Consider the following 13,281-nt stretch of genomic DNA (forward strand, 5'->3'; position numbering starts at 1 on the left):
GGGTACGCCCGCTTAACCGCACGACGAGAAAAGTGCACCTTACAGAAGCGGGTGAGCGATGTGTGCAACACGTTCAGCACATATTGGAAAGTATTCAAGACATGGAAGGGAGCATAGGGCAGTTAAAGAATGAGGCGCAAGGTTTACTGCGTATCAGTGCACCAGTGACTTTTGCTACCAAACATCTAGCCTCACTTATTCAGGACTTTAAGCAGCACAATCCGGCTGTGGGTATCGATTTACAACTCAATGACCGGAAAATTGATGTAATTGAAGAGGGCTTTGATCTTGCCCTGCGGATTGGGCAACTAAAAAGTTCATCCTTAATTGCGAAGCGTATTGCCCCGGTTCGCTTGGTTGTGTGCGCTTCCCCAGACTATCTTGAACGGCATGGAACACCTGTGCATCCAGACCAGCTTATACCAGAGCATCTATTGAGCTATAGCTACATGGATTACAGTCAATCTGAGTCACTACTTATGAATGCCCTAAAACGCTCGTCAAAAGAACTAAGCTCAGGTATATCCTGCAACAATGGCGATATTCTAGTTGAGTCAGCAATTGCGGGAGAAGGCTATGTTTTTCAACCCACATTTATCGTGTCTGAAGCGGTCAAGAAGGGAAAACTTAACGTCATTCTAAAGGATTTTGAACCAGAGCCCATGGCGCTATATGCGGTGTATCCTCACCGTAAGCTAATCGCGACTAAGATGAGTGCATTTATAGAGTTTCTCAGTAATTATTATGGTGATTTGCCGTATTGGGATGAGGCTTTTTAACAATCGTGGTATACAGCTTTGATTGTGTTGAGCGCTGTTTCCCATGCAAGAAAGTCATCCTTGTTCCACTAATTTAAGTAGTTCTTCTAAGAAAGTTATGTCCACTAACGAGCTAGCACCCAACTCCTTAATCGCCTCAAACAAAAAGGCCTCGCGATTGCGAGGCCTTTGGTTTTCTATCTAATCAGAAGTGATTAGTCACGTAGTGACGCACCAAACTTCTCGGATACGTGAGCAACGATAGCGTCAACCGCGCCAGCGATGTCGGCATCTTCAAGCGTGCGCTCTACAGATTGTAGTGTTAGCGCGATTGCTAAGCTCTTCTTACCTTCTTCAACGCCTTTACCAACGTAAACGTCGAACAGTTTAGCGTCTTTCAAGAACTCGCCACCTTGCTCTAGACAAGCAGCAACGATGTCGCCAGATGCTACAGCTTCGTCAACAACAACCGCGATATCACGACGGTTCGATGGGAACTTAGAAAGCTGAACTGCTTCTGGAATCACTTTAGTGCTGATTGCAGACCACTCGATTTCGAATACGATAGTGCGACCGTTAAGGCCGAACTTACGCTCAAGCTCTGGGTGAACAGTACCGATAACACCTACCTCTTTGCCATCTAAGATGATCGCCGCAGATTGACCCGGGTGAAGTGCTGGGTGTTTGGTCGCAGCGAAAGAGTATGCTTTCTCGTTCGCAGACAGCTCAAGGATCGCTTCTAGGTCACCTTTAAGGTCAAAGAAATCAACGGTGTTGGTTTCAATGTCCCAGTGCTCTTCACTGCGAGTACCTGCGATAACACCAGCAAGCATTGCTTCTTGGCGCATACCGTTTTCTGCTGATTCACAAGGAATGAAACGTAGACCTTGTTCGAATAGACGAACACGTGGCTGTTGGCGCTTCTGGTTATGAACAACAGTGTTAAGCAGACCTTGGATAAGACCAAGACGCATCGCTGACATGTCCGCAGAGATTGGGAATGGCAGAATTAGCGGCTCAACATCTGGCACGATAAGCTTTTGCTGCTCTGGCTCTACGAAGCTGTATGTGATCGCTTCGTGGTAACCACGGTCAACAAGTAGGTCACGTACACGTTTTAGTGGAAGGTTCGCTTCAACGTGGTTGTGCATCTTAAGTGTTGCAGCTGGGTGCTGGTTTGGAATGTTGTCGTAACCGTAGATACGACCCACTTCTTCGATTAGGTCTTGCTCGATAGCAATATCGAAACGCCAAGTTGGCGCAGTTGCAATCCAACCTTCAGACGTGGTTTCTACAACCATACCTAGACGCTCTAGGATCTCTTTTACGTCAGCATCTTCGATGTGGTGACCTAATAGAGAATCTAGCTTAGTGCGACGTAGCGCTACTGTGTTTGCTGTCGGTAGATCAGCTTCTGACTCAACACCAACAACAGGTGCGACTTCACCGCCACAGATCTCAACAAGAAGCTGAGTTGCACGCTCCATTGCGCTTGCTTGCAGTGCGAAATCCACACCTCGTTCAAAACGCATTGAAGAATCAGTGTGTAGACCGTAGCTACGTGCACGGCCACGGATGTGGTCAGGTGCGAAGAATGCACACTCAAGTAGAACGTCAGTTGTTTCAGTCGTTACACCAGACTCTTCGCCACCAAAGATACCAGCGATTGCTAGCGCTTTGTTGTGGTCTGCGACGACTAGTGTATCTGAGTTTAGTTCAGCTTCGTTGCCGTCTAGAAGAGTTAGCTTTTCGCCCTGCTCTGCCATACGTACTACGATACCGCCTTCGATCTTGGCTAGATCAAATGCGTGCATTGGCTGACCTTGCTCTAGAAGCATGTAGTTGGTGATATCAACGACAGGATCGATAGAACGGATACCACAACGGCGCAGTTTTTCTTGCATCCAAAGTGGAGTTTCAGCTTTAACGTTTACGTTCTTAACCACACGGCCAAGGTAACGTGGACATGCCGCAGGCGCTTTTACTTCGATAGACACTTTGTCTTCGATAGAAGCTGCTACTGCTTCAACTGATGGTTCAGTGACGTCAGCACGGTTTAGTACACCAACTTCGCGAGCCATACCGCGAATGCTGAAACAGTCAGCACGGTTCGCAGTTAGGTCAACGTCTACTGTTACGTCGTCTAGACCAAGGAACTCTCGGAAATCGGTACCGATTACTGCGTCTTCAGCTAGCTCCATGATGCCATCAGATTCTACGTCGATGCCAAGCTCAGTGAATGAACACAGCATGCCGTGTGATGGTTGACCACGTAGCTTTGCCTTTTTAATTTTGAAATCGCCTGGAAGTACAGCGCCAACAGTAGCGACTGCAACTTTAAGGCCTTGGCGACAGTTAGGCGCGCCACATACGATATCTAGTAGCTCTTCGCCACCAACATCAACTTTAGTTACGCGTAGTTTGTCTGCGTCTGGGTGCTGACCGCACTCAACCACTTTACCTACTTTAACGCCTGTGAATGAACCAGCTACAGGAAGAACGTCGTCTACCTCTAGGCCAGCCATAGTAATTTGGTGCGTAAGCTCGTCAGTAGATACTGAAGGGTTTACCCACTCACGAAGCCATGATTCGCTGAATTTCATTGTGATGAACCCTCTGGATTACTTGAACTGTTTTAGGAAACGAAGGTCGTTCTCGAAGAACGCACGAAGATCGTTTACACCGTAACGAAGCATCGCCAGACGCTCGATACCGATACCAAACGCGAAGCCCGAGTATTTTTCAGGGTCAATGCCAACACTGCGAAGTACATTAGGGTGCACCATGCCACAGCCAAGGATCTCTAACCACTTGCCATCTTTACGCTTCACATCCACTTCCATTGAAGGCTCAGTGAATGGGAAGTATGAAGGACGGTAGCGAACTTCTAGGTCTTCTTCGAAGAAGTTAGTTAAGAAGTCGTGCAGAATACCCTTAAGTTGAGCGAAGTTTACATTCTCGTCTACTAGCATACCTTCCACTTGGTGGAACATTGGGGTGTGCGTTTGGTCGTAGTCGTTACGGTAAACACGGCCCGGAGCGATGAAGCGGAATGGTGGTTTGCCATTTTCCATCGTACGGATCTGAACACCAGACGTGTGCGTGCGCAGCATAAGATCTGGGTTAAAGAAGAAGGTATCGTGGTCAGTACGCGCTGGGTGATCTTCTGCGATGTTTAGTGCATCAAAGTTGTGGAATGCATCTTCAATCTCAGGACCAGACTCAGTGCTAAAGCCTAGCTCACCAAAGAACTGTTCGATACGCTCAACAGTACGAGTAACAGGGTGTAGACCGCCGTTCTCGATACGACGACCCGGTAGAGTTACGTCGATTGTTTCTGCTGCTAGCTTCGCTTCTAGCTCTGCACGTTGTAGTGCATCTTTACGAGCTGCGATAGCTTGCTGAACAACGCCTTTCGCTTTGTTGATCTCTTGACCAGCACTGCGGCGCTCTTCTGGTGGTAGTTTACCTAGGCTTTGAAGCTGAGCAGTAAGCTCACCTTTTTTACCTAGATACTGAACTCGCACTTCATCAAGTGCGACTAACGAATCTGCTGCTTCAATCGCTGCGTTCGCGTTAGCAATGATCTCTTCTAGATGTTGCATCGTTTCCTCATCTACCTATACCCAGATTAAAGGTATAAGTGGTAGTGTCCATAATGGGTTAAGCACAGTTCTGCGATTACCCGACTGGAATCTTGGGTCTATAAATAGCTGTACATAGTAACGAATGACAAGGGCAAATCCAAATCGAAATCACCCTATTTACTGCCTTTGGGTAAAATTTCATCTCAACGCTTGATAAAAGGCGGTTTAGCACCAACTAATTTAATTATCACAAAGCATTCTAAGGAACTAAGATGACAATTTCGATTGAGCCAATTGCGCCACATCAAAATGAGGATATTTGCCGAATTATCAAAGCTGTGGGTGCTGAGTTTGGGGCGATTGGTGAAGGGTTTGGACCATCGGATCCAGAAGTAGAAGCAATGAGTCAATACTATACAGAAAACAACCAAAGCCTTTACTTGGTTGCTACAGTTGATGACAAAATTGTCGGCGGATGCGGTTTGGCGCCCTTTCAAGGTTCTGCAGAGACATGTGAGCTTAAGAAACTCTTTCTACTTCCAGAAAGCCGAGGGCTGGGCTTGGGCAAAAAACTCAGTGAGCAGTGTCTTGAATTTGCTCAAAACCAGGGCTTTTCACAATGCTACTTAGATACGCTTAAATCAATGACAGCGGCGATAAAACTGTACCAATCTTTAGGCTTTGAGCATCTAGACCAACCTCTCGATGGAACAGAGCACGGTGGATGCGATGTGTGGATGTTAAAGCGACTCTGAATCCACTAATTCCCATGCGTGGCGAACTCGATTTCGCCCCGCAGCTTTCGCTTCATAAACTGCGCTATCTGCTGCTTTAATCAAGTCGCTATAATCCGCCATATCTGCGGTACGCTCAGCGACTCCGACACTGATACTACCTCGCCAAACACTTTCTCCGACAGGCACTAGCATCTGATTCACTTTGTGTCGCGTTAGCTCAGCAATATGAACTCCACCCTCGGTGTTGGTGTTTGGACATATGACAAAAAACTCATCACCACCAAGACGACAAACTAAATCATCACTACGAAACGAATCGGCCAAAGTTTGCGACAATTCAACCAGTAACCTATCTCCTGCGTCATGACCCGCGGTATCATTGACCTGCTTAAAGTAATCCACGTCAATCATTATGCAAACGAGCGGCTCAGTGTTTTGCATCGACTCTTGCCAAAAGGCTTTGAGCTTACGAACGGCATAGCGTCTATTAGGTAATTTAGTCAGCGAATCAGTAAGGGAGAGTTGCTCTAACTGCTTGTTAACCATAGAAAGTTGCTTCGTTCTCTCTTCTACTTTCTCTTCGAGATGTTGATTGAGCTCAAGCAGCTCTTTGTTGCGCTCAGAAACCTGCTCAAACAAACCACTGAGCGCCTTAAGTAAAGGCTCTGTTGAATTGTCTTGTTTCTTTTCTTCTTTCTCCCAAGCAACCTTAGGATCGACACCTTGCTCAATATGTCTAACCTGACGAGCCATATTCTTATCGATGCCAAGAATGTGGTAAGCCAGCCAGTGAATAAGGAAGTTAAGCAGGTGTTCAGAAGATTTTTTATTCTCTTCACTGATGAAAGACTGCATGCTGATGATGTCTGTCATAAATGCACGATGAACTTTTATATGAGATTCGACGTGTTCTTCATACACACCAACACTTCTCATTAAGTTTTCTTCTTCTTTGAAATGGAATTCGGCATAGCGAGAGAGTTCAAACAACGCCATTCGAATGTCTTGCAGAGATATACTGTTTTGAGCAATGAGATCCCCATAGCGGTTAATCACCTCTACTAAGTACTGATGCTGCTCATCCACCTCATCGAGTCCTGTTTCGTAGCACTCATCCCACTCAAATGACTTCATCTTCTGCATTACCTTAGACAATATAACTTCCTTTTCGCGATACAATTGACACTTGTGGCATTCATTTCAAAAATGAGTCTACATAGTTTTATATGCAATGTAAGTAGATAAAACGCAAAAGCGGACCTCGATCGGTCCGCATAGTCTTGGAATCAATATCACTTTTTCAAACAGTGAAGAAGATCACCTAAAAGTAGTACTGCAACGAGAACTCTATAAAGTCATCTTTGCGCGCAAAGTAAAGCAGATCATCCGGAGTTTGATTTTCAAACAGCCATGCATCTACGCTCCATGACAAATGATTGGTTAAACGACTCGATGCTTCTAACTTGGCACTGTATACATCGCTATTGTCTAAGTCCTGCGTCACGCCAAGCAAAATTTCAGTACTGTCTTCATCGTTAAGCGCAAGTCGCGCACCTGCAAAAATGTCATTTTGACCAATTGTTTGTGCGTTGTTTCCTCGACTATCGTATAGATACTCCGCAATCAAGCCCAGGTCCCAAACCGTTTCAAACGCACCCACAATCGTATACTCAAAGCCAGACACTAGCCCTGTATGATGATCTAAGCTGTCCCGATAAATACTCTCTAGCTTCCACAGCCAGTCTCCTACTATCCCTTGTACATCAACACCTAGCTGTTTTGACTGAGCATAGAGCGCCTTCAACTCTCCTCCGACTAAACGATAATAGGGGTCGCGGTTGGTGCCTTGAAAATAGCTGACACCAACATCCCAGTCGCCATACATTTGCGAATACCTCAAAGCGAAATCAACATGCTTATCTTCTCGCGATGACTCATAGATAGCGTCCTGAGAAACAGGTAATGTCGGACGCAACCGGCCATCTTTACCCGAAAACGTTCGCTCTCTAAAGTATGGCAACACCATGGCATCCGCCGTCCCCCAATCTTTAATCGAGGTAAAATGCACCATTGGCTGGCCTAGCTTATCTTCACCATCTACCGCTTCGATTGCATCGGTTTGGTTAACAACATCGACAAGATGGGCAGATTCCGTTACCCCCCAAAACACCTTGCCAATACCGACACGAATTTCATAGTCGTCCCAGTAATTAAGATACAAGGCTTCGCGGATATCGCCATGGGTTCGCTCATCATCCAAGCTATCAAAACGATAAAAAGGCACCAAGGTAAAATCCACCGACTCTCCAAGTTGCCAGTAGAACTCAGGTTCAAGTACAAGAGAACTTTGACCTTTACCCTGCCCTTGCTCACCACTAGATATGAACTGGCGGTGTTCAATGTTGGCTTGACCAGAAATCTCCACCGAGTGACATTGTAACGCCCAAAGAGTCAAGATAGATCTGACAGACAGTTTGCCAGCTTTATTGATTAGATCCTTCATACCGCCCCTTACTTAACGCGCTTTAACACGTTTTTCTCAAAATCTTTCTCTTTCAAGCCGGTTTGGAATGCCAGTTCGCTCGTTGTCAGCATGGTGCTTTTACCAGTTTGATGATTGACCATCGCCATGGTGTGCGCTCGCCAGTACTGACTTAGATACTGCTTGTAGTCGTCAAATTGCAGGGTTTTCAGCAGTGAGCCTTTGCGGTCATAAAACTCTACCTTTAACGGGCGGTAGTGTTCTTGGTCGAGCCAGACTAGTTGCTTGGTGTAGCCTGAGTTTTTGTCTGTAGGGACCTGTTCAAGCAGATAGGTATTCACACCGTTGAACTCTTTGTCACCAAGGTAGTTAAAGGTGTATTTCTCTAACTCGAATGAGCTCAAATCTTCATAAGCAAACTCGCTGCCCATAAAAGGGCCTGACTTGTTTCGTGAAGAGATACGTTTTACCCGCTTTAACGCTGGTAGATACAACCATTGGTCATCCGCTTCCACACTATGCGAATGGTTGAGGAAAGCCGTTCCTTTTACATCTCTCGGCTGATCAAAAATAGTCAGCCCTTTATCACCATCACCATCGATTTCGAATGACTTTAAACGCATCTCGCGGGTACTACTTTCACCCTGCGAGTTTTGCAAAATCATCTTCATTGTTGCGACTGAGTCACCCCAGCCTTCATCGCGGGCTTTGCGTTCAGTTGCAATCTCTAAACCACGTTCAGGTGACGCAATTGCTTGATTAGACAAAAGAAGCCAAGCGCTAAGTGCAGCTACCTTAACCAGAGTTCTTGTTTGAGTGTTCATAGTGACGTCCTTTTAACTTTGAGTTTGTGTAACTGGGGTTGAACTGACTTTTTGCGGAGCATCGTCCTCCTCTTCCACGTAGCTAGCGGTATCGAAGCGCATCAGTAGCGCAGGTAGGAAAACGAAATAGACCACTAAAGCGATGAAGATGACCATGGCGCTTAGTTGACCCATATCGGAGTTGAGTCTAAAGCTCGACATACCAAGCACTAAGAAGCCAGCGACCAGTACAACCGTAGTAATCCATAGCGCTCGACCCACAGTATGGAAAGCATAACGAACGGCTTGCTCTGCAGATTGACCCTGTTTGCGTGCGCGTTGATATTTAGATAAGAAATGAACCGAGTCATCGACCACGATACCTAGGGTCAGCGTCACTACCACCGAGAGGCCTAAATTGATTTCACCAGACAGTAACGCCCACAGACCAAAGCCTATAATCGCTGGTGCCATATTAGGTACCACGCTGATCAGCCCTAAACGCACCGACCTAAGGGCAAACACCATAAGTAGTGAGATGAGAATCAGGGTGATTGGCAAGGTTGATAACATGCTTGCCATATTGGTTTCGCCGATATGGGCAAACATCAATGATGGGCTTGAGGCCACGACTTGATATTGAGGCGCATGGGTATCGAACCATTGGTAGATTCGATTTTCGAGTTCTACTAGTTCTACACTGCCCAAGTTGTCGACCGTTAACACCAACTTAATCGAAGACTTATCGACATTAATCTGGTTGTTTAGGTCTAAGCCATACGGCAACGACATTTCGTACAGCAATAAATATTGCGCGGCCAACTCACGATCCAATGGCAACTTGTAGTAACTCTCATCGTCACCGTGCATGTTCTTGTTTAGGCGCTTATAAACATCGGAAAGCGTCGCAACATGATCCGTTTCCGGTTGTTCACGGAGCCAATTGGTGAACTCACCCATCGCTTTAAGAAACGTCGGGTCTGCAATACCTTGGGATTCTCCCGTCTTGACCGCGATGCTGATGTTGGTCATGCCACTAATATGCTGCTCCATAAAATCAGCCGCTTGGCGGAACTCACTACGAGAATCAAAGTACTTTACCGACTCATCATTGATTTTATTTAAAGGCAATAAGCTTGCGGATGCTGCAATGACCAGAGCAGAGATAGGTAATAGCACGCGGTGATGGCGGACAACCGTATCTCCGAGCTTATCCATAATATCTTGAGTTGGGGCCGTTTGATCCTCTGCCACCTTTACTCTCATAGGCAGCAACTTGAGCATAGCTGGCAGCATGGACACCGATAGCAAACATGCAATCATGACACCTAAAGCGGCCAAATTACCGAAGTCTCTCAATACCGGAGAATCCGACATGTTCATCATCAAAAAGCCTATCGCCGTCGTCACAGAGGTAATCACAATCGGCATAAAGTTAATCGCAACACTCTGATCGATTGCATAAGCCTTGCTGTAGCCTTTTTTGAGGTTTTGCCTCATGGTGGCAATAATGTGGACACAATCGGCAACCGCTAGCGTCATAACTAAGGTAGGAATATTGACGGTTGCCGTACTTAAGAACATGCCTGCCCAGCCAGATAAGCCCATGGTTGCGGCTACCGACCCAATGATGATGACAACCGTCGCAACAACGCTCAAAAGCGAGCGTAGCATTAAGGTAAGAAAAACCAAGATTACCAGTAACATAGTGGGTACTAGCGTTGCGCTGTCTTCTTGTGCCGAGGTCATAAACGCATGGTTAAGAGCGATAATGCCCGCTTTGTGAAACTCGACCTGAGGATATAGAGCCTGATACTTGGCAATCAATTGATCGACGCTGTTCACGACTTCAATCACTTCGGCGGTTTCGTCAATATCAGGGGTTTGGACCGTGATATTAACCACTGTGACGTTGCCACTTCTCGAAATCAAAGAGTCTCGAATAACCGGCTCGGACAAAGCGATACGTTTGATCTTCGCGATGCGCTGCTGTGTCAATGGGTAGTCTTCTAGCAGCAGGTCTTCAACGATTAAGTCGTCGTCAATCGCTTCGGTATGTTGGTAGTTGGCGAGCGAGTCAACCCTGCTTGAGTAAGGTACCTGCCACGCATCATTGGTAAGCTGCTGAATCAAAGCTAAAGTTTCGGCTTCAAAGACATTGCCACTAGCAGGTGCAATAACTATCGCCAAATTGTCGGATTTAGCGAAAGTCGTCTGGATCTCTTCAAATGCCCTTAGCTGCGCATTTTGCCCATCAAAGAAGATATTGTAATCCCCTCTGAAATAGAGATTCTTGCCGCCAAGGGTGGACACAACAACAATGACTAATGAAGCAAGAAGTACCCACCAGCTATAGCGAGTAGGAAGGGTCAGCCATGTTAGAGGCTGAGTTGAGTTAGTACGGTGAACTGTCATCACACTCTCCATTTGTGACGTTTCGTCAAAAGCGTTCATTTAAAAACCAGCGAATGCTGGTATTTAAGTAACAACTCCTGAACCTGATGATTAGATTCCGAGTATTAGTGCTTTTTGTGACGATTCGTCATTAATGGTTATTTTTAAAGCCCTTTGCGGGCTTTAGTGACAGTAACGGGTTCGTTTAGCGGCCAACAGAATCCAGGTACTCGATCTCTTGGGCAAACAGCTCTTGCTCTACTTTCTGCCAAGTTTTACGGTAATCCCATTCAGTTGAGAGTGGCTTCCAACCCAATCCATCTAGTAACATATTTGCATTATTAAGTACTGTATAAGGATCTTGTAAACGACTGATACAATGACTGTTTGAAGCATTTTGCGTCAACGCATTCGAACCGAAGGCTATTGACCAGTTTGCAAATACAATTGCATCTGAACCAATGCCTGGTGAGAACTTTAGTTCCCCTTGCTCGACTCCTGATAAAACTAATCCATCTGCATGTTCAATGACTTTTTCTTCTAACTCATTTAACTGCTTTACTCTTTCAGGAGAAGCCTTCTCAAGCACCCACGGACTTTTCGCCATAATCGCACATGTAGAAAGAACTGGCTCCATACGGGCATAAATTCTAAAGCTTACATGCAACGCAATAACCTTTTCGCGTGTGTTTCCTTGATACTCAGCTGCGCGCGCAAACAACAAGGCTTCGCTTTTCAACGAGTGGATACACAGCGCCATAATCACATCTTCTTTACTGCAAAAATGGTTATAAATCGTGCCCTTAGAGTAAGCACTCGCCGAGGTCAATTTGTCCATCGTCAAGTTGCTCCATCCCTGCTCTTGTACCAGCGACTTAGCTAATAGAGTAAGTTCAACTTCTCTATCCGCAATCGCCTGCTGCTTTTTGGTTAACCCATACGAGCAGTTAGAACCTTCCTTCTTATCATTTTTACTACAGCTAAAACCAAACATGATTATTGAATCCGTCTCAGTCGTTTACTCCCTAACTCTGCTATTGTAACACGAATACTATTTACTTGATAAACACCATTAATGACGATTCGTCACTTTTGACACATCGTCATAATAGCGCATGCATTAATCATATCAAGCAAATTTTAATAAAACATTTGTTACAGTAATGAATTCTCACAACTGCTACTATTTTTAGGTCAGGTCGATTCGGAATGGATTCTATGAAGACGATTACGTTAATACTTGCTTTTGGACTACTCAATATATCAAACAGCTTTGCAAACACTTGGTATGCCGAACCCTTAGCCGCCGGGCTCAATATCCCATGGGGCTTAAGTTACTTGGGGGACAACAAAGTCATCGTTAGCGAGAAAAATGGAACAATCGGAATACTTAACCTAGAGACAGGAGTGTATAAAGATATCGCCACAGCGCCTAATGTGTCGGTTTCTGGGCAAGGCGGTTTACTCGACATTGCTGTATCCCCCTTCGATTCAAATCAAATCTACATTACCTACTCAAAAGCAGTAGATGGAAACATTGAAACCACACTCGCCCGTGCATCAATACAAGGCGAACAACTATCTCAATGGCAAGATCTGTTGGTGACAACGTCTGGTTCCGATGGTGGACGTCATTTTGGTAGTCGGATTACGTTTGATTCTGAGCACCTCTACTTTAGCGTCGGTGATCGCGGGATTCGAGACAATGGACAGGATCTCACCACACATTCGGGTTCTATTCTACGTGTCACACTAGGCGGTAAGCCTGCACAAGACAATCCATTTATCGACCAAGAAGATCAGCAACAAGAGATTTGGAGCTTCGGGCATCGTAACCCACAAGGTCTGTTCTTTGACTCGCAACTCAACCAACTTTGGTCAATTGAACATGGTCCTCGAGGTGGCGATGAAGTTAACTTAATCGAAAAAGGCGCTAACTACGGCTGGCCTATCACTTCTCATGGTAAGGAGTACTGGGGGCCAATCTCAGTGGGCGAATCTACAGAAAAGGAAGGGATTGTTTCACCTAAAAAAGTTTATATTCCATCTATAGCGCCAAGCTCCTTGATCCTCTATCGCGGAGAAACACACCCGCAACTCACAGGTAAATTACTCGCTGGTGCGCTTAAACTCACCCATATTAACGTGCTGACATTGAAAGACTCAAAGATCGTTCAAGAAGAACGCATTCTTGAAGACTTAGGCGAAAGAATTAGAGATATTGAAGCATTACCAGATGGCAACATTCTGTTTAGTACCGACAGTGGCAAGATCTATCGCTTGGTAAATCCCAAGCAGTAAGTGTTACTTAGAATTACTATCTAGGCTGCTTGACCACAACACTCTATTGCGCCCTTGTTGTTTGCACTGATATAGAGCCTTGTCTGCGGCATTGAACATGGCTTCTTGCAAGTCTTGATAGGAATCGAAGCGAGTATTTAAGATCTCTTCTTGCACGACAGCGCCTCCAATAGAGAGTGTTACAACGCCATGAGGTTGATTACCCTCATGGGTAATACC

10 protein-coding genes and 1 pseudogene are annotated in these 13,281 nt (G+C 45.7%); 3 read left to right on the top strand and 8 right to left on the bottom strand.

Going from position 1 to position 13,281, the window contains the following annotated elements; all coding sequences use genetic code 11:
- On the top strand, positions 1-779 hold a 779-nt coding region (locus QTO00_RS05320; protein WP_331423465.1), incomplete at its 5' end, for a LysR family transcriptional regulator.
- Between the two features lie 194 nt (positions 780-973).
- On the opposite strand, the gene pheT is transcribed toward QTO00_RS05320, so the two are convergent.
- Together pheT and pheS are read right to left on the bottom strand one after the other, a co-directional pair.
- Positions 974-3,361: a phenylalanine--tRNA ligase subunit beta gene (pheT, locus tag QTO00_RS05325; protein ID WP_331423467.1), complete on the bottom strand. Its 2,388-nt coding sequence runs from the start codon at positions 3,359-3,361 to the stop codon at positions 974-976.
- Between the two features lie 18 nt (positions 3,362-3,379).
- The gene (pheS, locus tag QTO00_RS05330; protein WP_305396173.1) at positions 3,380-4,363 is read right to left on the bottom strand and encodes a phenylalanine--tRNA ligase subunit alpha; all 984 of its coding nucleotides are present in this window, start codon (positions 4,361-4,363) and stop codon (positions 3,380-3,382) included.
- Between the two features lie 254 nt (positions 4,364-4,617).
- Here pheS and QTO00_RS05335 point away from each other — a divergent pair, with 254 nt between their 5' ends.
- The gene (locus QTO00_RS05335) at positions 4,618-5,100 is read left to right on the top strand and encodes a GNAT family N-acetyltransferase (protein ID WP_331423470.1); all 483 of its coding nucleotides are present in this window, start codon (positions 4,618-4,620) and stop codon (positions 5,098-5,100) included.
- Here QTO00_RS05335 and QTO00_RS05340 read toward each other — a convergent pair.
- The 5 genes from QTO00_RS05340 to QTO00_RS05360 form a co-directional block, all read right to left on the bottom strand.
- Positions 5,086-6,216, bottom strand: a complete 1,131-nt coding sequence (locus QTO00_RS05340) for a GGDEF domain-containing protein (protein ID WP_331423478.1) — start codon at positions 6,214-6,216, stop codon at positions 5,086-5,088. The two genes, QTO00_RS05335 and QTO00_RS05340, sit on opposite strands and share 15 nt — an antisense overlap.
- Before the next feature lie 187 nt (positions 6,217-6,403).
- Positions 6,404-7,585, bottom strand: a complete 1,182-nt coding sequence (locus tag QTO00_RS05345) for a hypothetical protein (RefSeq protein ID WP_331423472.1) — start codon at positions 7,583-7,585, stop codon at positions 6,404-6,406.
- Between the two features lie 8 nt (positions 7,586-7,593).
- Positions 7,594-8,388 (bottom strand): outer membrane lipoprotein-sorting protein, encoded by a 795-nt coding sequence (locus QTO00_RS05350; protein WP_331423473.1) that lies wholly within the window; start codon positions 8,386-8,388, stop codon positions 7,594-7,596.
- Between the two features lie 12 nt (positions 8,389-8,400).
- A complete protein-coding gene (locus QTO00_RS05355; protein WP_331423475.1) occupies positions 8,401-10,782 on the bottom strand; it encodes an efflux RND transporter permease subunit in 2,382 nt (793 codons plus the stop codon).
- Between the two features lie 184 nt (positions 10,783-10,966).
- Positions 10,967-11,755: a TetR/AcrR family transcriptional regulator gene (locus tag QTO00_RS05360; protein WP_331423476.1), complete on the bottom strand. Its 789-nt coding sequence runs from the start codon at positions 11,753-11,755 to the stop codon at positions 10,967-10,969.
- A 224-nt stretch (positions 11,756-11,979) separates the two neighbouring features.
- On the opposite strand from QTO00_RS05360, the gene QTO00_RS05365 reads away from it, so the two are divergent.
- Positions 11,980-13,062: a PQQ-dependent sugar dehydrogenase gene (locus QTO00_RS05365; protein WP_331423477.1), complete on the top strand. Its 1,083-nt coding sequence runs from the start codon at positions 11,980-11,982 to the stop codon at positions 13,060-13,062.
- 3 nt (positions 13,063-13,065) lie between these two features.
- On the opposite strand, the pseudogene QTO00_RS05370 reads toward QTO00_RS05365, so the two are convergent.
- A pseudogene (locus tag QTO00_RS05370) lies at positions 13,066-13,281 on the bottom strand (GGDEF domain-containing protein); the annotation flags it as partial.

Origin of the sequence: Vibrio sp. M260118 (assembly GCF_036533755.1) — a bacterium.
Taxonomy (GTDB): domain Bacteria; phylum Pseudomonadota; class Gammaproteobacteria; order Enterobacterales; family Vibrionaceae; genus Vibrio.